At 69.2% G+C, this 22,910-nt stretch carries 26 protein-coding genes; 5 read left to right on the forward strand and 21 right to left on the reverse strand.

The genetic code is table 11. The features are described from left to right. Positions 1 to 21 precede the first annotated feature (21 nt). A complete protein-coding gene (locus EHW97_RS09415) occupies positions 22 to 1,959 on the reverse strand; it encodes a bifunctional copper resistance protein CopD/cytochrome c oxidase assembly protein (RefSeq protein ID WP_124236914.1) in 1,938 nt (645 codons plus the stop codon). Further along, the gene (locus EHW97_RS09420; protein WP_124236915.1) at positions 1,956 to 2,492 is read right to left on the reverse strand and encodes a copper resistance CopC family protein; all 537 of its coding nucleotides are present in this window, start codon (positions 2,490 to 2,492) and stop codon (positions 1,956 to 1,958) included. The genes EHW97_RS09415 and EHW97_RS09420 overlap by 4 nt, the downstream gene beginning before the upstream one ends. 87 nt (positions 2,493 to 2,579) lie before the next feature. On the opposite strand from EHW97_RS09420, the gene rocD reads away from it, so the two are divergent. Further along, positions 2,580 to 3,797 carry an ornithine--oxo-acid transaminase gene (gene rocD, locus EHW97_RS09425; RefSeq protein ID WP_124236916.1) on the forward strand — a complete coding sequence of 406 codons (1,218 nt, stop codon included), beginning with the start codon at positions 2,580 to 2,582 and terminating at the stop codon, positions 3,795 to 3,797. Between the two features lie 180 nt (positions 3,798 to 3,977). Here rocD and EHW97_RS09430 read toward each other — a convergent pair whose 3' ends face one another. From EHW97_RS09430 to EHW97_RS09480, 11 genes are all read right to left on the reverse strand, one after another. Continuing rightward, the gene (locus EHW97_RS09430) at positions 3,978 to 4,388 is read right to left on the reverse strand and encodes an NUDIX hydrolase (RefSeq protein ID WP_208001970.1); all 411 of its coding nucleotides are present in this window, start codon (positions 4,386 to 4,388) and stop codon (positions 3,978 to 3,980) included. A gap of 69 nt (positions 4,389 to 4,457) precedes the next feature. Continuing rightward, on the reverse strand, positions 4,458 to 6,296 hold the full coding sequence (locus tag EHW97_RS09435) for a phosphoenolpyruvate carboxykinase (GTP) (protein ID WP_124236917.1): 1,839 nt from the start codon (positions 6,294 to 6,296) through the stop codon (positions 4,458 to 4,460). A gap of 131 nt (positions 6,297 to 6,427) precedes the next feature. Then, complete coding sequence (locus EHW97_RS09440) at positions 6,428 to 7,198, reverse strand: inositol monophosphatase family protein (protein WP_243696375.1); 771 nt, start codon at positions 7,196 to 7,198, stop codon at positions 6,428 to 6,430. Continuing rightward, a complete protein-coding gene (locus tag EHW97_RS09445; RefSeq protein WP_124236918.1) occupies positions 7,195 to 7,506 on the reverse strand; it encodes an MTH1187 family thiamine-binding protein in 312 nt (103 codons plus the stop codon). The genes EHW97_RS09440 and EHW97_RS09445 overlap by 4 nt, the downstream gene beginning before the upstream one ends. 121 nt (positions 7,507 to 7,627) lie before the next feature. Beyond that, positions 7,628 to 7,960 carry a DUF8129 domain-containing protein gene (locus tag EHW97_RS09450; RefSeq protein WP_124236919.1) on the reverse strand — a complete coding sequence of 111 codons (333 nt, stop codon included), beginning with the start codon at positions 7,958 to 7,960 and terminating at the stop codon, positions 7,628 to 7,630. After that, entirely contained in the window at positions 7,957 to 9,069 is a 1,113-nt protein-coding gene (locus EHW97_RS09455) for a baeRF2 domain-containing protein (RefSeq protein WP_124236920.1), read from the reverse strand. The genes EHW97_RS09450 and EHW97_RS09455 overlap by 4 nt, the downstream gene beginning before the upstream one ends. 45 nt (positions 9,070 to 9,114) lie before the next feature. Next, positions 9,115 to 9,951 (reverse strand): DUF72 domain-containing protein, encoded by an 837-nt coding sequence (locus EHW97_RS09460; protein WP_243696376.1) that lies wholly within the window; start codon positions 9,949 to 9,951, stop codon positions 9,115 to 9,117. Positions 9,952 to 9,956: 5 nt separating this feature from the next. Further along, the gene (locus tag EHW97_RS09465) at positions 9,957 to 10,586 is read right to left on the reverse strand and encodes a class I SAM-dependent methyltransferase (RefSeq protein ID WP_124236922.1); all 630 of its coding nucleotides are present in this window, start codon (positions 10,584 to 10,586) and stop codon (positions 9,957 to 9,959) included. Positions 10,587 to 10,624: 38 nt separating this feature from the next. Then, positions 10,625 to 11,854 (reverse strand): RNA polymerase sigma factor, encoded by a 1,230-nt coding sequence (locus EHW97_RS09470; RefSeq protein WP_124236923.1) that lies wholly within the window; start codon positions 11,852 to 11,854, stop codon positions 10,625 to 10,627. Further along, the gene (locus tag EHW97_RS09475; RefSeq protein ID WP_124236924.1) at positions 11,851 to 12,273 is read right to left on the reverse strand and encodes a YciI family protein; all 423 of its coding nucleotides are present in this window, start codon (positions 12,271 to 12,273) and stop codon (positions 11,851 to 11,853) included. The genes EHW97_RS09470 and EHW97_RS09475 overlap by 4 nt, the downstream gene beginning before the upstream one ends. 116 nt (positions 12,274 to 12,389) lie before the next feature. After that, positions 12,390 to 13,247, reverse strand: coding sequence for a pseudouridine synthase (locus EHW97_RS09480; protein ID WP_378079896.1), 858 nt, complete (start codon positions 13,245 to 13,247; stop codon positions 12,390 to 12,392). A 264-nt stretch (positions 13,248 to 13,511) separates the two neighbouring features. Between EHW97_RS09480 and EHW97_RS09485 the strand changes: the two genes are divergently transcribed. Beyond that, positions 13,512 to 13,934 carry a hypothetical protein gene (locus tag EHW97_RS09485; protein ID WP_124236926.1) on the forward strand — a complete coding sequence of 141 codons (423 nt, stop codon included), beginning with the start codon at positions 13,512 to 13,514 and terminating at the stop codon, positions 13,932 to 13,934. Positions 13,935 to 14,033: 99 nt separating this feature from the next. Here the strand turns inward: EHW97_RS09485 and EHW97_RS09490 are convergent, their stop codons facing one another. Beyond that, entirely contained in the window at positions 14,034 to 14,261 is a 228-nt protein-coding gene (locus EHW97_RS09490) for an RNA-binding S4 domain-containing protein (RefSeq protein ID WP_124236927.1), read from the reverse strand. Between the two features lie 32 nt (positions 14,262 to 14,293). Here EHW97_RS09490 and EHW97_RS09495 point away from each other — a divergent pair, with 32 nt between their 5' ends. After that, positions 14,294 to 14,662 (forward strand): RNA-binding S4 domain-containing protein, encoded by a 369-nt coding sequence (locus EHW97_RS09495; RefSeq protein ID WP_124236928.1) that lies wholly within the window; start codon positions 14,294 to 14,296, stop codon positions 14,660 to 14,662. 21 nt (positions 14,663 to 14,683) lie between these two features. Here the strand turns inward: EHW97_RS09495 and putP are convergent, their stop codons facing one another. After that, positions 14,684 to 16,183: a sodium/proline symporter PutP gene (putP, locus tag EHW97_RS09500; RefSeq protein ID WP_124236929.1), complete on the reverse strand. Its 1,500-nt coding sequence runs from the start codon at positions 16,181 to 16,183 to the stop codon at positions 14,684 to 14,686. A gap of 116 nt (positions 16,184 to 16,299) precedes the next feature. On the opposite strand from putP, the gene EHW97_RS09505 reads away from it, so the two are divergent. Continuing rightward, a complete protein-coding gene (locus tag EHW97_RS09505) occupies positions 16,300 to 17,076 on the forward strand; it encodes a sulfite exporter TauE/SafE family protein (RefSeq protein ID WP_124236930.1) in 777 nt (258 codons plus the stop codon). Between the two features lie 12 nt (positions 17,077 to 17,088). Here the strand turns inward: EHW97_RS09505 and EHW97_RS09510 are convergent, their stop codons facing one another. From EHW97_RS09510 to EHW97_RS09535, 6 genes are all read right to left on the reverse strand, one after another. Then, complete coding sequence (locus EHW97_RS09510; protein ID WP_124236931.1) at positions 17,089 to 17,436, reverse strand: DUF1622 domain-containing protein; 348 nt, start codon at positions 17,434 to 17,436, stop codon at positions 17,089 to 17,091. Positions 17,437 to 17,523: 87 nt separating this feature from the next. Beyond that, entirely contained in the window at positions 17,524 to 18,456 is a 933-nt protein-coding gene (locus EHW97_RS09515) for an ABC transporter permease (RefSeq protein ID WP_124236932.1), read from the reverse strand. Continuing rightward, positions 18,453 to 19,505, reverse strand: a complete 1,053-nt coding sequence (locus EHW97_RS09520; protein ID WP_124236933.1) for an ABC transporter permease — start codon at positions 19,503 to 19,505, stop codon at positions 18,453 to 18,455. The genes EHW97_RS09515 and EHW97_RS09520 overlap by 4 nt, the downstream gene beginning before the upstream one ends. Continuing rightward, positions 19,498 to 21,093 carry an ABC transporter ATP-binding protein gene (locus tag EHW97_RS09525; protein ID WP_124236934.1) on the reverse strand — a complete coding sequence of 532 codons (1,596 nt, stop codon included), beginning with the start codon at positions 21,091 to 21,093 and terminating at the stop codon, positions 19,498 to 19,500. Before EHW97_RS09525 ends, EHW97_RS09520 begins: the two co-directional genes overlap by 8 nt. Beyond that, positions 21,093 to 22,085, reverse strand: coding sequence for a BMP family ABC transporter substrate-binding protein (locus tag EHW97_RS09530; RefSeq protein ID WP_124236935.1), 993 nt, complete (start codon positions 22,083 to 22,085; stop codon positions 21,093 to 21,095). Before EHW97_RS09530 ends, EHW97_RS09525 begins: the two co-directional genes overlap by 1 nt. Positions 22,086 to 22,322: 237 nt before the next feature. Continuing rightward, positions 22,323 to 22,505 (reverse strand): hypothetical protein, encoded by a 183-nt coding sequence (locus EHW97_RS09535; protein ID WP_124236936.1) that lies wholly within the window; start codon positions 22,503 to 22,505, stop codon positions 22,323 to 22,325. Between the two features lie 149 nt (positions 22,506 to 22,654). Here EHW97_RS09535 and EHW97_RS09540 point away from each other — a divergent pair. Then, positions 22,655 to 22,910, forward strand: a 256-nt coding sequence (locus EHW97_RS09540) for a manganese catalase family protein (RefSeq protein WP_208001971.1), incomplete at its 3' end; no start/stop codon positions are given.

The raw sequence follows: 22,910 nt of genomic DNA on the forward strand, positions 1-22,910 counted from the left end.
CTGAGCAGCGACGTACAACGCCTACTTCCGGTCCAAGGACTGGAGGTAGGCGTTGTACTTTTCCAGCTCCGCGTCGTGGTCCCGGTCGGCCTTCCGGTCCAGACGCTTGGCTTCGCGCGCGTCGGAGCGGAACCACTGCACGAAGATCGCGGCCATCACCAGCACGAGCGGCACCTCGCCGGTCGCCCAGGCGATCCCGCCGCCGAGGTACTGATCGGCGAGCAGGTCGGTCGCGTACGGACGGTCGAGCACGGTGTAGAACCGCTCGGCGATGACGTAGTCCGCGCTCATGACCGCGACCGAGAAGAACGCGTGGAACGGGATCGAGATCATCAGCAGACCGAACCGCACGAGCGGCGGCACCGTGCGCGGCGACGGATCGACGCCGATCACGACGTAGTAGAACAAGACACCCGCCAGCAGGAAGTGCGCCTCCATGAACACGTGGCCGGAGTGGGTCCGCATCAGCACCTCGAAGAGGTTGCTGAAGTACAGCGCGTAGAGGCTGCCCATGAAGATGATCGCCGCGACGACCGGGTGGGTGAAGAACCGCGCGAGCCGCGAGTGCACGGCAGCCATGAGCAGCGCGCGCGGTGAGTTCTCCCCCGGCCGGCGGGCACCGGGCAGGGTCCGCAGCGCGAGCGTGATGGGTGCGCCCAGGACGAGGAAGATCGGCGCGATCATCGACAGCATCATGTGCGAGATCATGTGCATGCTGAACATGACGTGGGAGTACTGGCCGATGCCCCCGATCGTGGCCCAGGCGACGACCACGACGCCGACCAGCCACGAGACCGTGCGGCCGACGGGCCAGTGGTCGCCGCGCCGGTGCAGCATCACGACGCCGGTGACGTAGAGCGCGATCGCGAAGACGGTGAAGGCGAGTCCGAAGCCGTTGGCGCTCCAGCCCAGGAACACCCGCGCCACGCTCGGCGCCTCGGGCATCGGCGCGCCCAGCAGGCGTTCAGCGGGCGTCTGGAGGACGTCCTCGCCGACCGGCGTGGGCGTACGGGCCAGCACGACGGCGAGCGCCATCGCCGAGACCATGACGAACAGTTCGGTCACGACGAGCCGGGCGAAGCCCTTGTCCTCCCTGACGATCCGGCGGCGCTGCAACACACCGAAGACTCCGAGCGCCACGAGCGCGGCGGTCTTGGCGACCACGAGCAACCCGTACGGGCTCGTGATCTGCGACCAGCTCCCCAGGCGGAGGGCGGCGTTGATGAGTCCGGAGGCGCCGACGGTGACGAACGCCCAGAGCGCGATCGGCGAGTACCGCGCGATCGCCTCGGGAAGCCGCTTGCTGCCACGCAGCGCGACCCACGCGAGCGCGAGCAGCCCGCCCACCCAGACGACGATGCCGACGAGGTGCAGCATGAGGCTGAATACGGCGAGGGTGTGCGATCCCGCGTTGGCCGCGTGGCCGGCGAACGCCACGGGCACGACGGTGGCGAGCGCGATGCCGAGCGTCACCGCAAGCGGACGGGGGGCGAGCGTCCACCGACAGACCACGGCCACGATGAGGGCGCCGAGCACCTGCAACGCGAACGCCCGGCCGGGCGCGAAGTCGATGATGAAGGAACCGAGGAGGTCGATGTTCAACCCCGTGACCGGCCGCGCGAAGATGTCCGACACGTTCAGCACGAGGAGCACCAGACCCGCGGCCGCCCACCCGATCGCCGTCCAGGAGGCGACGCGGACCGCCTGGACCGACAATCCCTGCAGCTGCGCTCCCGACGGCAGGAGGAGGACGGCGACGAGCAGGAACCCGACCGTGGCCACCGCGCCGAGATCGGTCAACAACCGGGCGATCGGCAGCGCCCACCCCACCAAGGGTCCAGGGTCAGGGATGCCGGGAGGGGCTGCCTGCGGCGTGGTGCCGGCCAAGGTCATCGCCGCGACCACCACGGCGAGTCCGATGAGCAGTCCGGCCGCGGCCAGACGGGCCGGTGCCCTCATGCCGCATCGTTGGACGACGGCGCCCGCCGGCCGCGGACGAGCAGCAGTGCCAGGACGGCCAGCACCACCACCGCGGCGACCCAGAGCCACGGGGAGGACCAGATGCTGCCGCTCCCCTCATCCTCCGCGGACGCGATCGGTTCGTCGTTGACGTCGGCGGACGGGATCGTGAAGTTGGTGCTGCCCTCGACGGTATGACCGTCGGCGGAGACGACGCGGTAGGACACGGTCCAGTCCCGTCCTTCCGTCGTGACGCCGGCCAGATCGACGATGACGTCGGCTCCGTCGATGGTGGGATCGCCGGCCGGCAGCGAAACGGGTCGCCCGTCGACGACGACACTGGCGAACGCCGGCTCGCGCATGTCCTCACTGAACGTGAACGTGACCTGCTCGGGCATGGCGTCGAGCTGCGCACCCTCCTCGGGGTCCACGCCGACGAGCGCCGCGTGGGCGTTCGCGCCCGGAGCAAGCATCAACACCATCGCCGATGCGAGCGCGAGGACGGACAGGAACCGGCGGCAGGCCGCGGACATGACGACTCCCAAGGACGGTGACGGGGACGTCTCGAGAATACCTGCGAAGCCCTTGGCCTCAGCCGTCGCTCTGCTTACCGTGGGCGCATGGATCAGGGAGAGCTGCAGGAGACCGCCGAGTACATCGCCCGCGACGAACGGTGGGGCGCGCACAACTACCACCCGCTGCCGGTCGTCATCGCTCGCGGCGAGGGCGCGTGGGTGACCGACGTCGACGGCCGCCGCTATCTCGACTTCCTCTCGGGGTACTCGGCGCTCAACTTCGGGCATCGGCATCCGGCCCTCGTCCGCGCCGCCCACGAGCAACTGGATCGGCTGACGCTGACCTCGCGAGCCTTCCACAACGACCAGTTCGGGCTGTTCTGCGAGGAACTCGCGCACGTCACCGGCACCGAGATGGTCCTGACGATGAACACCGGTGCCGAGGCCGTCGAGTCGGCGATCAAGGTCGCGCGCAAGTGGGCGTACGAGGTCAAGGGCGTGCAGACCGACGCCGCGGAGATCATCGTCGCGACCAACAACTTCCACGGCCGGACCACGACGATCGTGTCCTTCTCCGACGACCCTGTCGCTCACGACAACTACGGCCCGTTCACGCCCGGCTTCATCACGGTGCCCTACGGCGACGCCGACGCGGTCGAGGCGGCTATCGGTCCGAACACCGCGGCCGTGCTCATGGAACCGATTCAGGGCGAGGCCGGCGTGATCGTGCCGCCGGCCGGGTTCTGGCGCTCCGTACGCGATCTGTGCGACGAGCACAACGTGCTGATGATCGCCGACGAGATCCAGTCGGGGCTCGCGCGTACGGGCAAGCTGTTCGCGCTCGACCACGAGGACGTGCGCGCCGACCTCTACACACTCGGCAAGGCGCTGGGCGGTGGGATCGTCCCCGTCTCCGCGGTCGTGGGGCGGGCGGACGTGCTCGGGGTGTTGAAACCCGGCCAGCACGGCTCGACCTTCGGCGGATACCCGGTCGCGTGCGCGGTGGGCCGTGCGGTCGTCGGCCTGCTGGAGACCGGCGAGTTTCAGGCGCGAGCGACCGAGCTCGGTGAGCATCTGCACGGTCGGTTGGCCGAGCTCGAGGGCAAGGGAGTCGCGGCCGTGCGAGGGCGCGGGCTGTGGGCGGGCGTCGACATCGATCCGCTCGCCAAGACCGGCCGGGAGGTCTCGATGTTCCTGCGTGACCGTGGGGTGCTGTGCAAGGAGACGCACGAGCGCACACTGCGCATCGCTCCCCCGTTGGTGATCGAACGCGACGAGATCGACCAAGCCGTCGACGCCCTCGCCGACGCTCTCACCGCCTGAAAACCCCATAGGTGGTCGAGTAGGAGGTCGCTCAGCGCAGGCCATGGAGCCATCGCAGGAGGGGCGTAGCCGCGATGCAGCGAGACCACGTCCCGTCGACTGGTCGCGCTCCGTGGCGGCTACGCCCTCATTGCCAGGGCTCCATGCTCGCTCGTCCCTGGCCGCTACTCGACCACCTGGTTACGCGGGGTTCCAGGCCATGGGGAGGAGGAATTCGGTGCTCAGGGGCGCGATCGGAACGGTGTCGAGGTCGGCGGGGCCGATCCAGCGCAGCTCGGCGATCTCGGCGGCGCACGTCACGGCCGGGTCGATGACGCGCACGCGGAACGCATCGGCACGTACCCGATGGCCAGGCTCGTTGGCGGCGGCGGACTCGAACGCACCGAGATACTCGACGTCCTCCTCGGCCAGGTCGAGTTCGAGTTCCTCGGCCAGCTCACGACGGATCGTGTCGACAGCCCGCTCCCCCGGCTCGGGCTTGCCTCCGGGCTGCATGAAGGTCCGCGTCCCGTGCTTGCGCACCATGAGCGCGCGGCCCTTGGCATCGAGAATGATCGCGGCGGCGACGTGGACGACCGGCGAGGAACTCACCGGATCATCCTAGGACGACGAAGGGGCGGCCCCTGCTGTCGCAGGAACCGCCCCTTCGGAACTGGTGGATCAGGCCTCGTCCTCGAGCGCTTTGGCGACCCGGCGGTGAGCCTCCCAGATCTCCTCGGGCAGACCGTCGAACTGCTTGAGGTGCTCCTCGCGGAAGCCCATCTCCTGACGCCAACGCTCGACGTCGATCGTCAGGATGCGGTCGAGGTCCTCCTGCGGGAGATCGAGCCCGGAGAGGTCGAGCTCCTCCTCGGTCGGAAGGACGCCGACCGGCGTCTTGCGGCCGGTGACCTCGCCGTTCTTGTACTGCATGAGCCACAGCAGCGGACGCAGGTTCTCGCGGTAGCCGGGCCACAGGAAGTGACCGTCCTCGGCGTCGCGCTGGAACCAGTTGACGTGCGCGAAGACCGGCTTCTCGGTCGCCTGACCGATGATCTTCAGCCAGTGCGCGGCGTAGGCACCCTCGGCGTACGACATGAACGGACGCATCGACATGGGGTCGTACCGGAGCTGGCCCTCGACACCTTCGGCGGCGAAGGTCGCCTCGGCGCCCAGGGTGAGGCCGTCGTAGACACCCTCGGCGATGTCGTCGATCGCGCGGATCAGCGGCTCGCGGTCACGGGTACGACCGCCGAAGATGATGCCGTCGATCGGCACGCCCTTCGGGTCGTCGTAGTCGCTCGCGACGTTGGGGACGTTGGACAGCGCCGTCGTGAAGCGGCTGTTCGGGTGCGCCCACGGCTCGTTCTGGTCCTCGGGCGTGCGCTCGGCGATGAGGCTGCCCTTCCAGTCGCGCCAGCCGTCGAGGTCTGCAGGCGGGTTCTTGGTCTTGCCCTCCCACCACACCTCGTGGGTCTTCTCGTTGTAGGCGACGTTGGTGAACAGCGCCTGCGTGCCGGGCTGGATGGAGTCGAGCGCGGTGGGGTTGGTCAGCTCGTTGGTGTCCTTGGCCACGCCGAAGACGCCGTTCTCCGGGTTCATGCCGTAGAGCTTGCCGTCCTCGCCGACCCACAGCCACGCGATGTCGTCGCCGTAGAACTCGACGTAGTACCGGTCGCCGAGAGCGTCCGGCGCGAGCGTCATGGCGAGGTTGGTCTTGCCCGAGGCACTCGGGAAACCGCCGCAGATGTGGTACTTCTTGCCGGTCTGCTTGTCCGTGATGCCCAGCAGCATGAACTGCTCGGCGAGGAACTTGCCCGAGGCCCAGCCGTCGTACGAGGCCTGGCGCAGGCCGTGGGCGATCTTGCCGAGCAGCGCGTTGCCGCCGTAAGAGGAGCCGTAGTGCAAGATGGTGCGCTCGTCAGCGACCGTCACGAAGTAGCGCTCGTCCTCTGGCGTGCCCTGGCCCAGGTTGGGCAGGTCACCGGTGACGTGCACGGCCCGCACGAAGCTGTCGGGGTCGGCGAGGTTGTCGATGAGGTCGATGCCGACGCGCGCCATGCGGATCATGTGGAGCACGACCGTGCGGTGGTCGGTCAGCTCGACACCGGCCGCGTACGCCTCGAGTGGCGAGCCGGGAGGTGCCATGAGGTAGGGCACCACGTACATCGTCTTGCCCGCGGACGCGCCCTTCATGCGCTCGAGCATGATCGGCTTCATCTCGTCGGCGGGGCGCCAGTTGTTGTAGGCGCCCTTGTCGGAGGGTTTGTTCGTCGCCACGATCGTGCGCTCCTCGGAGCGCGCGGTGTCCTTGTAGTAGGAGCGCGAGTAGTACAGACCCTCGCCGGCGGGCTCGATCTCGCCCGCGTCGAGCGACTCCTGAATCAACCGGGCATCGTCGGCCGCGCTGACGACCTCGATCCGGTCGGGGGTCGTGATCGCGGCCCACTCCTTGACGTACTCGCGCACGTGGGGGTTCGTCAGGCCGGCCTCGTCCAGGACCTTGTCCACATCCACCATCGGTCTGTTCTGTCCTCTCGTACGAACGCGCCGCCGCAGCCCCTCCAGTACGGACTGTGATCGGCGTTCCATTGGTGGGCACACTACCTGACCATGCGGGTCCGGACGTGGCGGGCCGTGTGACCGGGGACTCAGCCCTCTGCCGTCAGTGCGGACGCCAACTCCTCGACGGCGGTGGGCGGTCCCGCGACGGACCACGTCACGCCGTCGACGTCCAGTTGGCGGGTCGCGCCGCCGACGCCGGCGACGATCGCCGCGCCGGGCAACCAGTCCCAATCAGCCACCGTGTGCTGGAACCAGCAGCCCAGCAGGCCGGTCGCCACGCCGACGAGGTCCATCGAACCCGATCCGAGCATCCGGATGGTCGCCGGGAGCTGCGCGGCGCGCCGGAACGGCTCCGCGACGACCGCCTCACGCATGCGCGGCGGGTGGAGATACGTGGCGGCGCTGATGCCGGCGAGCGGCAGATCCGGGATCGGTCCGAGGGGCGCGCCGTTGCAGGTCGAGGGGTGGCGGGGGCCGCCGACGAAGACGTCGCCGCTGCGCGCATGAGCCACCGCGCCGAGCACCAGTTCACGTCCGTCGACGAGTGCGAGCGCGGAGCACCAGTAGTCGGAACCGGAGGCGAAGTTGTACGTGCCGTCGACCGGATCGATGATCCAGCGGCGGCCGCTCGTCCCCTCGTGCCGGGCTCCTTCTTCGCCGAGGATGCCGTCGTCGGGTCGTTCCGCGGCCAAGGTTTCGACGATGTGGCGCTCCGCGGCGGTGTCCGCGGACGTCACGATGTCCGAGATCGACGTCTTCTGTGCGATCGTCAGCTGGGTGTCCGCGCGCATCCGTGCGGCGAGTTCGGCCGCTTCGCGTACGAGGCGTCCGGCAAGGTCGACGTCGTCCTGGTTCACGCGTCGCCCTCCCCCGCCACCAGGCGGTTGACCCGGTCGACCTTCGCGCTCAGCTGCCCCGTGTAGCCGGGCCGGATGTCGGCCTTCAGCACCAGGCTCACCCGGGGATACGACGCCGTCAGCGCGTCGACGCACCGCTTGACCACGTCCATGACCTCGTCCCATTCGCCCTCGATGTTGGTGAACATCGCGTTCGTCTCGTGCGGAAGTCCGGAGTCGCGGACGATGCGCACGGCCTCGGCGACGGCCGCGGAGACGCTGCCGGAGTCGTCGGGAGTCAGGGGCGAGATGCTGAAGGCGGCGATCATGGCTCCATCTCATCACGTTCGGCCGACGCGGCAGCGGACGGCGGAGGAACGTCACGTGACCGTGACACGGCCGGTGGGACGCGCTGCTCGCGCATTCCACCGGCCGCTGTCACACCGGTCCTCAGTCGCGTGGCTGGGCCGGATTCGTCGGATCGCCGTGCGACGGCGGATTGATCGGCGGGGCGTCGGTGTGGCCGTCGGTCTGCTGGGGCACGTCCACGCCGCCCCCACTGCCCGGAGCGGCGCCGGCGGCGTGACCGCCGCTGGGCGACTCTCCCGACCGCAACGCCTCGAGCCGGTGCTCGATGGTCTGGATCGCGAGCGGACGGTTGGCGTGCTCGCGCTCATAGCCCAGCAGCTCCTCCAGCGGTCCGGACTCGAGCGTGCGGATCTGTGACTGGATCGCTGATGTCGTCAGTTGGTCGTAATCGGGCAACGGTGCATCGTGGCTCACGGGTTGACTCCTTCCGCAGGCGGGGCGTTCCAGCGCAGCAGCGCACTGACCGGGGCATCGAACTGCATCGCGCGCGGCACGACCTCGATCGCCGCGCCAGTCAAGGTCGCGGCGGCGACGAGGACCGGCCCGGCGGGCAGTCGCTCGGGCACCTCGGTGATGGCACCGAACGCGAGGCCCGGGTAGTGGCTCGGTTCGACTTCAAGATCGGCAACACCGTCGGGGTCTACCAGGAGCCGTTCGACCTGTCCGGTCACGAAGGCGTTGAGGACGTCGTTCAGGCCCGTCGCGACGGCGTCGTCGCGGCCGAGCCGTTCGGCGAGTTCCTCGTTGCGGTCGACGGCGCGGGTGCCGAGCACCTCGTCGAGGGCCCGCTCCACGGCCGCGGCGAGCGCGGCATCCCCGCCGTCGGCGTTGCGTCCGCCGGCCTCGAGTTCGGTGATGGTGACGCCCTGGATGTCGCTGAGCGCGTCTCGCACCTGCGCACGGCTGTCTCCTTCACCGGCCAGCAGCACGAGGTCGATGCCCTCGCCGGAAACGTACTGACGGATCTCCTTGGCCACGTCCTGTGCGTTGCGCTCCCAGACGTTCTCAGTGGAGTGCTGCCACCGCAGATGCGCCCAGCCGCCACCGGCCACCTTGTTCTCGTAGGCGGTCTCACCGCCGGCTTCGGTGGTCTCGGGCGCACGGTGCACGCCCGATCGATGCACGGAAACGTCACCGCCCTCGTGATCGACCAGCGCCAAGACGAATGGCACGGTGGCATCAGCGTCGGCGATCCACGGCAGCAGATCCGGCAAAGCGCCCCACGAGCCATGAGGCGCGGTCCGGTCGGTGCGCGTCACCTCGTCGAGCAGGATGCCGCCGTTCTCGGTGGCGACGACGCAACGGCTCGTCGGAGCGGGCAATCCGGTCGGCTGCGCGAGCCGCTCGGTGATCGACTGCTGCACCCCCTCGGGCGCGCCCTCGTCGCTCAATCGGTCCGTCGCCGCACGTACGCTCAAGTCCGCCACGCTGCTGGGATTCTCCACGTCGCGACTGACGTCCACGTAGGCCGTCGCGAACGGCCCGGGGTCCTCGAACAGCGGAGCAAGTCCATCGGTTTTCACGGAGTCGATACCTCCTGAGTCGTGAGGTTCTCGGAGATTCCAGCCTCACACGGCTCCGGGCACCACGCATTCCGACCGAGCACGCAGCATCGCCATCAGCCGCTCCGCATCGTGCGGGGCTCGCCGGTCGGCGTCGTTGTCGAAGTAGACCCACGTGTCACGGCCCCACGCGACGATGCGCTCGGCCCATTCCTCGAGCAGGTCGTCGCCGTATCCGCCGTGATAGAGGATCTCGGGTCCGTGCAGGCGGACGTAGGCGAAGGACGCCGTGGGTGTGGCGAACATGGGCCACGTTCCGGCGCCGTCGGACGTGACCAAGGCGACGTCGTGCTCGGCGAGCAGGGGCAGGAGGTCGTCGAGGCCGACGTCGGACCGCACCTCCAGCGCGTGCTGCAGCCGCAGCGCGTCGTGCTCGTCGTCGCCGAGCCAGTGCCGATCGGGAGCTGCCAGCGTCTGTCCGTGGTCCCGAGCGATCGCGCGCGCCTCGGCGTAGGTCCGCGGCAGCAGCTCGAGGAAGGCCGGGAGCTCCGGCGACGTGAGGTCGAAGTCAGCGGGCAGTTGCCACAGCAGCGGACCGAGCCGGTCGCGCAGGGCGAGCACCCCCGACGCGAGGAAGTTGGCGAGCGGCTCGCGCGGCTCGCGCATCCGGCGCAAGTGCGTGAGGTAGCGCCCACCCTTGACGGCGAAGCGGAAGCCGGGCCCGACGGTGTCGTACCATCGCTGGTAGGTCGTCGGTCGCTGCAGCCGGTAGAAGCTCGCGTTGACCTCGGCCGTGCACAGCCGCGAAGAGAGGTAGGCGAGCTCGTCCTTCTGCCGCACGGACGACGGGTAGTAGTCGCCGTGCCAGGATCGATAACTCCACCCGGAGACGCCGATCCGCACGTGCATCAGCGTCGGCGCACCAGGACGACGGAGTCGAGGATGTCGGCCTGTTGCCCCTCGGGTCCGGTCACGGTCCGGTGGCGGTCTTCGGCCACGACGACCTCCCAGTGGTCGACCGAGAGGCCCAACGCGGCGACGTCCTCCTCGGCGCTCAGAAGCTGGGGTCCGTGTCCGTCGCGATGACGTGCCCACGGAGGCGTGCTTGCGTGCGCAACGACGAGCAGGTGGCCGTTCGGGGCGAGGTGCGCGGCGGCGGCCCGCAACACCTCGTATCGCGGGAACTCCAGGGGCGATTGCAGGAAGCACGCGGACACCAGGTCGAACTCGCCGTCCGGTACCCAGCTGGCCAGGTCATGCTCACGCCAGCTGATGCTGTCGCCGAGCCCCGCCTCGACGGCCGCGCGGCGGGCCCGGTCGAGAGCGGTTGCGGAGACGTCGACGGCGGTGACGGTCCAGCCCTGGGCGGCGAGCCAGATGCTGTCGCCGCCCTCTCCGCAGCCCAAGTCGAGGGCGCGGCCGGGCAGCATGTCCTCGACGACGTCGACGAGCGCCTGGTTGGGGCGGCCCGACCACGCTCGGTCCTGCTCGCGATAGCGGGACTCCCAGAACTCGCGCGCGTCGCCGGGTTCGTTCATGACCTCAGTCTGCCAGCAGTCCGCGGCTCGCGCGGGGCTCACAGCCGGTCGAGCTTCTCGAGCAGCACGGCACGTTGGCGCTCGTTCGTCGCCAGCTCCGCCGCCCGGCGTAGCTCGTCGCGCGCCTGGTCGCGGCGTCCGAGTTGGGCGAGCAACTCGCCGCGGACGCTCGGCACCAGATGGGACCTGGCCAACCTGTCGTCCCCGGCGATCTCGTCGACTATTGCGAGGGCGGCGGACGGGCCCGAGGCCATCGACACGGCCACAGCGCGGTTGAGCGTCACGATGGGGTTGCGCGAGAGCCGGTCCAGTGCTTCGTACAGCGTCACGACCTCGTCCCAGTCCGTGGACTCGACGCTCGCAGCGGTGGCGTGACAGGCGGCGATCGCTGCCTGCAGCGCGTACGGTCCCCGGCCGCGGCCGAGCGCATCGGCCCGCCGGAGGGCGTCGAGCCCGCGGGTGATCTGGGAACGGTCCCACTGGGTCCGATCCTGGTCGTCGAGCAGCACGGGATGCCCCTGCGCGTCGACACGAGCCGGGAACCGGGACGCCTGCAACTCCATGAGTGCCACCAAGGCGTGGCTTTCGGGCTCCCGCGGGGCCAGCGCGGCGACGATGCGGCCGAGACGGAGCGCCTCCGCGGCGAGGTCGCGGCGCACCCACTGATCGCCGGACGTGGCGGCGTACCCCTCGGTGAACACGAGATAGATGACGCTCAGCACCCCGCTCATCCGCTCAGGCCACTCGCGCGGCTCGGGAATCTCGAACGGTACGCGCGCGGCCGTCAGCGTCTTCTTCGCCCGGACCAACCGCTGCTGCATGGTCGGCACGGGCACGAGGAACATCCGCGCGATCTCCTCGCTGGTCAGTCCGCCGACCACCCGCAAGGTCAACGCCACCTGCGCTTCCCGGCTCAGGACCGGATGGCAGGCGGCGAAGACCAGCTTGAGCACGTCGTCGGCGATGGGCTCCCACGCGTCGTCGGCGACGGTCTCGAGGTCGTGCGCGATGGCGCGGTACCGCTCGTCGAGGCGTTCGCGGCGCCGCCATCCGTCGATCGCCTTGTGCTTGGCCACGGCCGTGAGCCAGGCGCCCGCGTTCTGCGGGACACCCGACTCGGGCCACTGGGCCAAGGCATCGGCCACCGCGTCCTGCGCGAGATCCTCGGCAAGGCCGACGTCGCCGACCATGCGGGCGAGGGTCGCCACGACGCGCGCACCCTCGATCCGCCAGATCGCGTCGACCGAGCGTCGGACGTCGGTGCTCACTGCGTGCCGAGCTGCTCGCGCCAGCCCTTCTCCTTCTCCAGGTACTCGTTGTCGGCGAAGTCCTCGAAGTCGCTCTCGTCGGTCACGCGGCGCACCTCGATCTTGGTGCCCGGGCCCAGCGGCGCCCGCGAGGCCCACTCGACAGCCTCTTCCTTGCTCGCGACCTGGAGGATCCAGAAGCCGTTGAAGAGCTCGTGGGTCTCGCCGTACGGGCCGTCCGTGACGATCGGCTGGTCGCCGGAGAAGTCGACCACCGCTCCCTCGGAGGCATCGCTCAGACCCTCGCCGGCCAGAAGAACACCGGCGTTGATCATCGACTCGTTGTAGCGGCCCATGGCGTTGATGATCTCCTCGAAGTCGACCTCCTGGCTGGCGTCGACCGCGGCATCGGTGGCCCGCATGATCAGCATGTGCTTCATGGTGTTGTCCCTTCGGGTGGGAGGCCGCCCACTGCGTCCTCGTATCTGGACGTCGAACGGTGAGGCCCGAGATCGACACCGGGCCAGAACTTTTTTCCCGGTGGGCCGAACCTATGTCACGAGCCGACGGATCGGCCAGGGTTAACGGCGCCGGATTCTGCCGCTAGCGGCAACGACCGGAGGGCACGGAAGTGCCGGCGAGTACCGTCGATCGGATCGTCGAACGCCAGCTCACTGGCGAGGAGTTGCAGCGGCGTCGTGAAGTCGTCGATGGCGACGTCCAGAACCTCCGGGTACAAGGGATCTCCCACGATCGGGATGCCGAGACCGTGCAGGTGGAGCCGCAACTGGTGCGTCCGGCCGGTCGACGGAGTGAGCCGGTAGACCCCGTGACGCCCCTGTCGCGACTCGAGCTCGACCACGGTCTCAGCATTGACCGGTGCGCCCTCGACCACCTCCGCCTGCCAGCGGCCTCGCTCCTTGCGCACGTGATTGCGCACCGTCACCGGCAATGCGAGGTCCTCACGCACCGGGGCGAGCGCGCGGTACACCTTGCTCACCTGCCGGGCGTGGAACAGCGACTGGTACGGCCCACGCCACCGCCGCTCGACCGCGAGCATCAACAGTCCTGAAGTGACCCGGTCCAGACGATGCACCGGCGACAGTTCGGGCAGTCCGAGTTCCTCACGCAGGCGGACCACGACGCTCTGGCGCACGTGCCGGCCGCGCGGAATGGAGGACAGGAACGGCGGCTTGTCGACCACCACGATGCGGTCGTCGCGGTGCACGACGTGAATCGCGCCCGGCACCTCGGGCTCCTCGCGCAACTCGCGATGGAACCATACGAACGTGTGCGGAAGGTAGGCATCGTCCTCGCGCACCGGGCGGCCGCTGTCGTACACGAACCGCCGCCCGGCGAGCATGGCCGTCACGTCGACCTGCGCCGGGAGTTTCTCACGCAGCCACGCCCCCATCGTCGGCCAGGGAGCGACGCGGTTCTTGTCGCGATCGGGCGTGCGGACCCACGCGGCACCGAGCCCGTGACGCGGCGGAAGCGGAGAACGCGGCGGCACCCCGGCATCGTACGCGAGCCCCTGCGCCCCCGCCCCGGCCCGCCGTCCTCCGCGAGTGGCGCAAAGTGATGACCGAGTGGCGCAGAATGGGGCGTTTCGCCCGCCGAACGGCCCCATGTTGCGCCACTCGCGGGATGGCGTCAGGCGGTGCGAAAGGATGTCTGCATGCTCGACATCGTGCTGATCGTGCTCGCCGTGCTGGGCGCCCTCGTGGCGCTCGCCATCCTCGTCGGGGTCGCCCGAGTGCTGCGGATGCGCCGACGGCTGCGGTCGCGCCTCAGTGCGGTCGACGCCCGGGAGTCGGGCCCGGCCACGTTGTTCGGATGGGCCGCGGACCGCCGCGATCAACGACCCGGGCCGGGGATGCTCGGCCTCGGGCCCGACGCGCTCGTCTTCGTCCAGCTCATGCCGGAACGCGAGGTGCGCGTCGACCGGTCTGCGATCACCTCGGTCACCACCGCTCGCCACTTCATGGGCCGCACGTCGAACCGCGAGCTGCTCGTGGTGACGTGGGACGACAACGGCATGGGCGACGCGGCCGCGTTCGTCGTCAACGACCTCGCTGCCTGGCGCGACCGGCTGTCCTGACCTGCCGCGGGGCGGTGACTTAGCGTCCGTTCGACCTCGCCGAACGGACGCATACCCACCGCCCGGCGGGAGGAATGGACGCTAAGTCACCGCCCCGGGTCAGGAGATGCGGAAGGTGGCGGTTCCGGACGGGACCGCGACGGCGATGACATCGCCGCGGACGAGCTGGCGCCCCCGTCGCAACTCGACCTCGTCGTTCACTCGGACGTCGCCCGCGGCGATGAGCGAAGCGGCGTGCGCACCGGACTCCGCGACCCCGACGAACTTCAACAGCTGGCCGAGGCGGATGACGTCGGAGCTGATGGCGACGTCTTCGATGTCAGGCATGAAACCCACTGTGCCAGCGGTAGCCTCGACGTGTGGAGGCGAGCAGTGTGCGCGTGGACGTCTGGGTGTGGGCCGTACGGCTCTTTCCCAGCCGCAACGCCGCCGCGACCGCCTGCAAGGGCGGCAAGGTGCATGTCAACGGGCGTCGCGCCAAGCCCGCCCAACCCGTGCACGTCGGCGACAAGATCGAGGTCACCGCACCGTCCGGCGAACGCGTGGCCGTCGTGACCAAGCTGCTGAACCGCCGCGTCGGGGCGGCCGTCGCCCGCGAGTGCTACGAGGATCATTCGCCGCCGCCCCCGCCGCGTGAGTACCGCATCGCGATGCCGCAACGCGATCGTGGCGCGGGCAGGCCGACGAAGAAGGACCGCCGCGCCCTCGGCCGGCTCCGCGGCTACTGAGCCGGCCGAGGGCGTCGCAGGTCAAGACGCCGTCGCCTCGCGCACCTGGACGAGCTTGACCGTGGCGTCGAACTCCTGCTCGATCTCCTCGTCACGCTGGTACGTGAGCCGGCTGACGACCACGGCCACCACGAGGTTGACCAGGAAGCCGGGCACGATCTCGTACAGGTCGGTGCCCCAGGCGTCCCACGCGAACACGGTGACCGCACCCGCGACCATGCCGGTGAGCGCGCCCCAGTTGGTGAGCTTGCGCCAGAACAGGCTGAGCAGGATGACCGGGCCGAACGACGCGCCGAAGCCGGCCCACGCGAAGCCGACGAGGCTGAGGATCGTGCCGTCGGGGTTGAGCGCGAGGAGCGCGGCGATGACCGCGACGGCCAGCACGCATGCCCGACCGAGGGTCACGAGCGTGCGCGACGACGGGTCGGACTTCGCCACGACCTTGTAGAGGTCCTCGACGAGCGCCGAGGAACACACGATGAGCTGGCTCGACACGGTGCTCATCACGGCGGCGAGCACCGCCGCGAGCACGAAGCCCGCCACGATCGGGTGCAGCAGGATCTGCGACATCGTCAGCATGACCGTCTCCGGGTCACCGACCTCGGTCTCGGCCTGCGCGAAGTACGCGACGCCCACGAGGCCGCCCACGACGGCGCCCAGGAGCGACAGGATCATCCACCCCATCCCGATGCGACGTGCCGCGGTCGCCGAGGACGGGTCGCGCAGCGCCATGAAGCGCACGATGATGTGCGGCTGCCCGAAGTAGCCCAGGCCCCACCCGAGCGCGGAGATGATGCCGACGACGGCCGTGGCGGTGAGGGCCGTGCCGCCGAAGAGCGACAGGTGGCCCGGTTCGAGATCGCGCACCGCGTCGAACGCCTCGACCGGTCCGCCGACCGCGACGATCGCCATCACCGGGACGATCAGCAGCGCGATCATCATCATGAGGCCCTGGACGACGTCGGTGAGCGACGCGCCCAGGAAACCGCCGAAGAGCGTGTAGAGCAGGGTGACTCCGGCGACGAGCGCCATGCCGAGCAGGTAGTCCGAATCGAAGGAGCTCTCGAAGAAGACGCCGCCGGCGACCATGCCCGAGGACACGTAGAACGTGAAGAACACGAGGATGATGACGCCCGAGGCGACCCGCAGCAGCCGGGACGTGTCCCGCAGGCGGTTCTCCAGGAAGCTCGGGATGGTGATGGAGTTGCGTGAGACCTCGGTGTAGGCGCGCAGGCGCGGAGCGACGAAGCGCCAGTTCAGGTATGCGCCGATGCTCAGACCGATGGCGATCCACGCCTCGATGAGGCCGGCGACGTAGATCGCGCCGGGGAGGCCCATCATGAGCCAGCCGGACATGTCCGAGGCGCCGGCGCTGAGCGCGGCGGCCCAGGGTGGCAGGTCGCGGCCCGCGAGCATGTAGTCCTCGTGGCTGTCGGTGCGCCGGTACGCGTAGAAACCGATGGCCAGCATCGCGGCGAAGTAGATGGCCAGCGCCGCGAGCTGGTAGGTCTGGTCGGACAAGGGATCGCCTTTCCTCGACTCCAGGACAAACCTCGACAGAATCCCACACCGGGTGGTGACGGCCAAGCGGTGGCTTGCCACGAAGGGCCGGTAGGGTCGGCGGGTCAGGGGGACGTATGTGGACCGAGTGGATCGCGATCGCCGGGGCCGGCGTCTGGGCGGGCATGATCAACGTCATCGTCGGCTCGGGGACGCTGGTCACGTTCCCGGTGCTGCTGTTGCTGGGATATCCGCCGCTCGCGGCCAACGTCTCGAACAGCATCGGGCTGCTCGGCGGCAATCTCTCAGGCACCTTCGGTTACCGCCGCGAACTCGGCGCCAATCCCCCGCTGCTGCGTCGGCTGCTGCCCGCGTCGATCGCGGGCGGCCTCACCGGCGCGGTGCTGCTGCTGGCCCTGCCCGCGGAGGCCTTCACCGCGATCGTCCCCGCGCTGGTCGTGCTGGGCCTCATCATGGTGGTGGCCGGCCCGGCCGTGCAACGGCGGGCGGCGCGTCGCCACGCTGGTGAGCTCTCGACGAACGCGACAGCACGTCGGACCGCGGCGGTCACGGCGGCCACGTTCGCGGTCGGGATCTACGGTGGCTACTTCGGCGCGGCGCAGGGCATCTTGCTGGTCGGCATGCTCGGCATCCTCACCGCGGAGTCGCTGCAGTCCATCAACGCCATGAAGAACCTGCTGGTCACCGGAGTCAACGGCATCGCGGCCGTGGTGTTCGTCGTCGTGGCGTGGGACTCCATCGACTGGATCGTCGTCGCGCTGATCGCTTTGGGGTCCGCCGCCGGAGGCGTGCTCGGGGCCCGCTTCGGCCGACGCCTCTCCCCCGCGGCACTGCGGGCGATCATCGTGGCGGTCGGCACGGCGGCCGTGGTCAACATGGTGTTCTTCTCCTGACGGCGCAGAGCCTCAGTCGACGGCCTCAGCCTTCTGCCACGGCCAGCGACCGGTGATCTCCAGTTCGAGCGACCAGCTCAGGAACGTCCGGATGAGCACGATGCCCGCCAGCACGGCGACGCTCTCCAGGGTCGGCGTGACGGCGACGGTGCGGATGATGTCCGCCGCGACGAGCAGTTCGAGGCCGAGCAGGATCGAGCGGCCGAGGAACCGCCGGAACCGGCGATACGTGCCCTCCTCGCGACGGGCGAGGCGCGAGATCGCGATCCCGGTGGCGAGGATGACGCCTCCGACGACGGCGGCGACGCCCGCCAGATCGACTGTCCGGCCGATCGTCTCCACCAGGTCCTGAAACTCCATCGGGGTACGTCTCCTTCGCGGTCGGCGGTCTCCCTGCCTTCCGTGACGTACCCCGATGGAGCCATGACCAATCGCCAGGCGGACCGGTCAGCCGCTCAGTCGGCTCTCCCGGTCGTAGTTGTTGCCGAGGAACCCGGGCTGTCGGGCCCACCGGAACGCGAAGATCATCACGATGAGCGTGGCGACGTACGGCAGCATCATGACGAACTGGTGCGGGATCGCGATGTCGGCGACCTGGGCGCGCAGCGCGAGCACGTCCATGCCGGCAAAGAACGCCGCTCCGGCCACCACGTAGTGCGGTCGCCAGCCGCCGAGGAACGCCAACGCGATGACGAGCCAGCCGCGCCCCGCGACCATGCCCTCGGTGAACGTGCCCGTGTAGACCATGGGCAGGTACGCGCCGCCCATCGCGACGAGCGCGCTCCCGGCGACGGTCGCCCACACACGGGTGCGGAACACGTTGACGCCGAGGCTGTCGGCCGCCTTGGGATTCTCACCGACCGACCGGAACCGCAGCCCGGCCGAGGTCCGGTACATGAACCACCAGAGACCGAAGGACAGCGCGAACGCGAAGTAGACGACGAGGTCCTGATCGAACAGCACCTCACCCACGATCGGGATGTCGGACAGCAACGGGATGGGGTACGTCTCGAGCAGTTCGATCAGCGGCGGCTCGAGGGTCACGCCGACGATCACCCGGTAGAGCAGGGACGCGAGTCCCAGGGTGGCGAAGTACAGCGCGAGGCCGACCACGAACTGGTCCATCCGCAGCGCCGTGGTCGCCAGCGCCAGGATGAGTCCCACGAGCCCGCCCGCCGCCGCGGCGACCAGCAGACCGATCGTGTTGCCGCCGAGGGTGAAGCTGGCGAGGAACCCGACAGACGCGCCGAGCACCATGACGCCTTCCTGGGAGACGTTGAAGACTCCAGCCCGCCCGCTCAGGATCGTGCCCTGAGCGGCGAGTACGAACGGCACCATCGCCGGAATGACCAGGGCCAGAAAGCCCACGACCTCGTTCATGAGCGACTCCCAAGCTTGCTGCGCAGCACGTCGCTGAGCATGAGGAAGAGAAGGATGAGCGCCTCGACGATCAGCACGACCTCGATCGGCACTTGAGCGCTGCGCTGCATCGCGCTCGCTCCCACCTCGAGGACCGCGATGCCGAAGGCCACGAAGGGCACCGCGACGGCGTTCCCGCGGGCCATGAGGCCGACGATGATGCCGAGGATGAGGAAGTTCGACTGCATCCCCTCGAGCATGTTCCCGTGGACTCCGGCGACCTCGATCGCGCCGCCGAGCCCGGCGACCGCGCCACCCACGAGCATGCCGCCCGCGGTCAGCCGCGACGTCCGGATGCCGTGCACCGATGCGGCGCGGGGGTTGGCGCCCGTCGCCCGCAACTCGAAGCCGGCGGCGGTGCTGCGCATCGCCAGGCCGATCGCCACGCTGAGCAGCAGCGTGATGAGGACGCCGGCGTGGACGGCCGGCTCCCCGAAGCCGGGCAGCATCGCGTTCTCGCCGACCGGGATCGTGGCCGGGTGTCCGGCACCGCGGTCGGGCCAGACGTACGAGGCGACGTAGTCGATGAGCTCGAACGCCACGAAGTTCAACAGCACGGTGCTGAGGATCTCGTTCACGCCGAACCGCACCATGAGGAACGCGGCGATCCCCGACCACACCGCACCGCCGAGCACGCCGGCGATGAGCACGGCCGGTACGAGCAGCAGCGGCGGAAGGTCCGAGCCCGTGATGCCGAGGGCGACGCCGGCGGTGGCCCCGACCAGCAACTGTCCCTCGGCGCCGATGTTGAACTTGCCCGACGCGAGCGGGATCGTGAAGGCGTAGGCGCAGAGCACGATCGGCACCCATTTGTGCAACGTCTCGACGAAGCCGAAGCCGGTCGAGAACGACGTCGTGATGACCGACTCGAACGCCACGACCGGGTTCAGCCCGAGCAGCACGATGACGATGCCGCCGACGAGGAACGCGGCGAGCACGGAGCCGGCGTACCAGGCGGCGCGGTTCACTCGGGCCGTGGTGGTCGACGGCGGTGCAGCGACCTCAGACATCCTGGGCCTCCAATCCGATCATGGCGCGGCCGATCGCGTAGTGATCGGTCTGTCCGCGCGTCCATTCGCCGATGAGCCGTCCGGAGTACAGCGCCGCCACGCGGTCAGACAGGGTGATGACCTCGTCGAGGTCCTCGGAGAGCAGCAGCACGCACGCCCCCTCACGCGTGGCGGCGTCGACCTGTTCGTAGACGAACTCGGTGGACTTCAGGTCGAGGCCGCGGGTCGGGTTGTGCAGGACGAGGAAGCGCGGGTGGTGAGCGAACGCGCGCGCCAGGATGACGCGCTGGATGTTGCCGCCCGAGAGGTCACCCGCCAGCGCTCCCGGGCCGTTCGCCCGAATCGAGAAGTCACTGATGGTGTCGACCGCGCGCTGGCGCGCGGCCTTCCAATCGATGAGCCCGCGCGACTTCACGCGGGTACTGCGCTGCGACCCGAGCAGCAGGTTCTCGGTGATCGAACTGGTCGGGAGGATGCCGTCGCGGTGCCGGTCCTCCGGCACATACACGACACCGGCGCCGAGCCAGGCGGACGTCGCTGCCCCGGCGAGTTCGCGATCGCCCAGCCGCACCGAACCGCCGGTGATCGGCCGCACGCCGGAGACTGCCTCCGCGAGCTCGACCTGGCCGTTGCCCGAGACACCGGCGATGCCGAGGACCTCACCTTCGCGCAGTTCCAGGTCCAGTCCGTGCAGCTGCTCCACCCGCTGGTCGTTGTCGACGCGCAGGCCTGTCACGCGCACGGCGACGGGGGCGGTGCTCACGGCGCCCGCGTCCGCCGCCGCGACCTCGTCCGCCGAGGCCAGGCCGGTCGCGACGACCGCGGCGGCCACCTCCTCCCCGTCGGTCGGATCGGTCACCGGCGTCTCGCCGATCATGGTGGCGGCGAGCGACTCCGCCGTGGCCTCTGCCCGCGTCACGGTCGCCACGCGCTGACCCTCGCGCATCACCGTCATGCGGTCGCAGACGCCGAGCGTCTCGCGGATCTTGTGCGTGATGAGGATGACGCTCAGGTCCTCGTCGACCATCGCGCGGATCGAGGCGAACAGCGCGTCGACCTCTTGCGGAGCCAGGTTGGTCGTCGGCTCGTCGAGGATGAGCACGCGCGAGCGCCGGTACAGCGCCTTGAGGATCTCGACGCGCTGGCGCACGCCGACCGGCAGATCCTCGACGACTGCGTCGAGGTCGACTTCGAGGCCGAAACGCTCGCTCAGCTCGGTGATCTCCGCGCGTGCCTTCGGCCCGTCGAAGCGTTCGCCGCGTGCGGCCTTCGTGCCCAGGACGATGTTCTCGAGCACGGTGTAGGGCTCGATCTGCAAGAACGTCTGGTGCACCATGCCGATGCGAGCGGCGATCGCGTCACCGGGCGACGCGACCGTCACCGGCGCTCCGTCGAGCTCGATCGTTCCGGCGTCGGCGCGGTACAGCCCGTAGAGGACGTTCATCAACGTCGTCTTGCCGGCGCCGTTACCGCCGAGCAGTCCGTGCACCTCCCGGGGCGCGACCTCGAAGTCGACGGAGTTCAGCGCCCGTACGGGCCCGAAGGTCTTGACGATCCCCGTCATCTGCAGACGTGGTGCCTCGGTCATCACTTCACCTCCGACTGGTCGAGCTCGACCGTGAGTTCGCCGCTCTCGATCCGCTGCACGGCGTCGTCGACCGCAGCTTTGGCCTCCGCGGGGACCTCGTCACCGACGTCGACGCTCGTACCGTCGCCGAACGTCAGGGCGAAGTAGCCGCTGCGCTCACCGGCCTGGATCTGGTCGACGATCTTCTGGAGCGGCTCGGAGAAGTCGTAGATCACCGAGGCGGCGTAGTGCTCGGGTCCGTTGGCCGACTTGTCGGTGTACTTCACCGTGATCCACGCGTCGCCGACGTCCTCCTGCTTGACCGCCTGGAAGGCGCCGACGACGCCGAGGTTGAGCGATGTGATGACGATGTCATTGCCGTCGGACATCAGTTGTGCCGCTGCCTGCTGGGCTCGGACGGTGTCGTTGAAGTCGCCGGTCCAGACCCGGCTGAGCTGGACGTCCTCGCCGCTGTCGGCGATCGCCTGTTCCAGTGCGTGGACCTCCGAGTAGGAGAACGGGAGCGACAGACCTCCGAGATAGGCGACGCGCCCGGTCTGAGAGAGGTGCGCGGCGAGCGTGCCCAGGGGGTAGAAGACGGTGTGGAAGTTCCGGTCGATGACCCACACGTTCTCCGGCTGGTCCTTCGGCTTGCCGTCGAACTCCCCGATGAACGTGACGTCGGGGTGACGCGCGGCGACCTTGGCCGTCGCCGCGTAGAACTGCGAGCCGTGCGTCCACACGATGTCGTAGCCGTCGGAGACGTACTCCTCGATCACTCGCTCCACGTCGGGGACCTCGACGCTCTCGGAGTAGGCGACCTTGACCTCGTCGCTCTCCATGTCGAGCAGCGCCTTCGCCCCGAGGGCGTTGTAGTCGGCATCGGTCGTCGGCCCGGAGAAGACTCCGGCGATCGACACCTCGTGGTCGCCCTCCTCGATCGCGCCGCAACTCGCCAGGACACACGCTGTGAGCAACGCCGTGACGGCGGCCAGGCAGCGTCTCAGACCCATGGTCTCTCCTCACCCAGGTCGTTCCGCCGCCAGGACGGCAGCGGGTTTCCCTGACCATAGAAGAGGTGTGACCTCGCTTACAGTGTCAACGTCTGCCAAGGTTTCCGGACGCGAGATAGAGAAAACCGCCCGTCTCACGACGGGCGGTTTCTGGTGTGCTTCCGAGCGTTTCAGCCGGGTTTCCCGGGCAGGAATCCGGAGATCCCCTGCCGCTTCGAGCAGCGCGGTCGATCGACCTCAGGCGTGTCGGCCTCGCTCTTCCTCGATGTCCTCGTCACCCATCTCCGGGGCGAGCGTCCCCTCACCGGTGTCGGGCATCTCCTCGGGCTCCGGCGGCACCGGGCCCTGATTGGCGGGCTGACGGCCGTCGTCGGTGGTGTCGGTGGTGTCGTCGTCACGCTCATGCGGTGCAGAAGTCATGACTGATCACTACCCGCATCCGGCCCTCCTGAATCGGCCGACACCAGGTGATTAGCTGCTCGCCCGATCGGGTACAGGCGTCCCAACAAGCACGAGGCAGGTCCTCGGCACCGAGGACCCTCGCACACCCGACACGGAAGAGGATCCAGATGTTCACTCACCAGAAAGCCTCCCAGTTCGACGTCAAGGTGCAGGCGCCCGATCCCGCGTTCGCGCGGCGCTTCCAAGAGGTGCTCGGCGGCAAGTGGGGCGAGATGACGGTGGCGATGCAGTACCTGTACCAGGGGGCTGCTGCAGGATTTTGTGACAGTGGGTCATGCCGTCTGAGGGGCGACGTGGCTCATGATGGTTTCGAATTCGATGGGGGTCAATCGGCCGAGTCGTTGCTGGCGTCGTCGTCGGTGG

This window comes from Aeromicrobium camelliae, from assembly GCF_003850045.1.
Classification (GTDB): domain Bacteria; phylum Actinomycetota; class Actinomycetes; order Propionibacteriales; family Nocardioidaceae; genus Aeromicrobium; species Aeromicrobium camelliae.

Excerpts from the sequence above, each read along its gene's own strand:
- EHW97_RS09510 (WP_124236931.1), bottom strand. The coding sequence starts at position 17,436 with ATGGAGTTTCAGGACCTGGTGGAGACGATCGGCCGGACAGTCGATCTG.
- EHW97_RS09480 (WP_378079896.1), bottom strand. The coding sequence starts at position 13,247 with ATGGGGGCGTGGCTGCGTGAGAAACTCCCGGCGCAGGTCGACGTGACG.
- EHW97_RS09535 (WP_124236936.1), bottom strand. The coding sequence starts at position 22,505 with ATGACTTCTGCACCGCATGAGCGTGACGACGACACCACCGACACCACC.
- rocD (WP_124236916.1), top strand. The coding sequence starts at position 2,580 with ATGGATCAGGGAGAGCTGCAGGAGACCGCCGAGTACATCGCCCGCGAC.
- EHW97_RS09515 (WP_124236932.1), bottom strand. The coding sequence starts at position 18,456 with ATGAACGAGGTCGTGGGCTTTCTGGCCCTGGTCATTCCGGCGATGGTG.
- EHW97_RS09415 (WP_124236914.1), bottom strand. The coding sequence starts at position 1,959 with ATGAGGGCACCGGCCCGTCTGGCCGCGGCCGGACTGCTCATCGGACTC.
- EHW97_RS09435 (WP_124236917.1), bottom strand. The coding sequence starts at position 6,296 with ATGGTGGATGTGGACAAGGTCCTGGACGAGGCCGGCCTGACGAACCCC.
- EHW97_RS09445 (WP_124236918.1), bottom strand. The coding sequence starts at position 7,506 with ATGATCGCCGCCTTCAGCATCTCGCCCCTGACTCCCGACGACTCCGGC.
- EHW97_RS09485 (WP_124236926.1), top strand. The coding sequence starts at position 13,512 with ATGCTCGACATCGTGCTGATCGTGCTCGCCGTGCTGGGCGCCCTCGTG.
- EHW97_RS09420 (WP_124236915.1), bottom strand. The coding sequence starts at position 2,492 with ATGTCCGCGGCCTGCCGCCGGTTCCTGTCCGTCCTCGCGCTCGCATCG.
- EHW97_RS09530 (WP_124236935.1), bottom strand. The coding sequence starts at position 22,085 with ATGGGTCTGAGACGCTGCCTGGCCGCCGTCACGGCGTTGCTCACAGCG.
- EHW97_RS09520 (WP_124236933.1), bottom strand. The coding sequence starts at position 19,505 with ATGTCTGAGGTCGCTGCACCGCCGTCGACCACCACGGCCCGAGTGAAC.
- EHW97_RS09525 (WP_124236934.1), bottom strand. The coding sequence starts at position 21,093 with ATGACCGAGGCACCACGTCTGCAGATGACGGGGATCGTCAAGACCTTC.
- EHW97_RS09475 (WP_124236924.1), bottom strand. The coding sequence starts at position 12,273 with ATGAAGCACATGCTGATCATGCGGGCCACCGATGCCGCGGTCGACGCC.
- EHW97_RS09465 (WP_124236922.1), bottom strand. The coding sequence starts at position 10,586 with ATGAACGAACCCGGCGACGCGCGCGAGTTCTGGGAGTCCCGCTATCGC.
- EHW97_RS09490 (WP_124236927.1), bottom strand. The coding sequence starts at position 14,261 with ATGCCTGACATCGAAGACGTCGCCATCAGCTCCGACGTCATCCGCCTC.
- EHW97_RS09505 (WP_124236930.1), top strand. The coding sequence starts at position 16,300 with ATGTGGACCGAGTGGATCGCGATCGCCGGGGCCGGCGTCTGGGCGGGC.